This window comes from Cellulomonas sp. GbtcB1, assembly GCF_019091725.1.
Classification (GTDB): Bacteria; Actinomycetota; Actinomycetes; order Actinomycetales; family Cellulomonadaceae; genus Cellulomonas.
On record NZ_JAGXJG010000220.1, the window covers coordinates 1 to 279 of the forward strand.

At 77.4% G+C, this 279-nt stretch carries 1 protein-coding gene; it reads left to right on the top strand.

The window, feature by feature from the left end:
• On the top strand, positions 1-279 hold a 279-nt coding region (locus tag KVT14_RS20350), incomplete at both ends, for an NADPH-dependent F420 reductase (protein WP_368858792.1).

The window sequence follows — 279 nt, forward strand, 5'->3', positions numbered from 1 at the left end:
GGAGCGCGACGGACACGTGGCCGCGCTCGACGACGGCTCGACCACCAGCGCCGAGCTGCTGGCCGACCACCTGGCCGGCGCCCGCGTGGTGAAGGCGTTCAACCACATCACCGCCGCCGACCTCGGGTCGAAGGGCACGCCCGCCGGGGCGCCCGGCCGCCGTGCGCTCGCCATCGCGGGGGACGACGCGGACGCCAAGGCCGAGGTCACCGCGCTCATCGGCCGGTGGGGCTTCGACGTCGTCGGCGCGGGTCCGCTGTCCGGGGGCTGGCGGGTCCA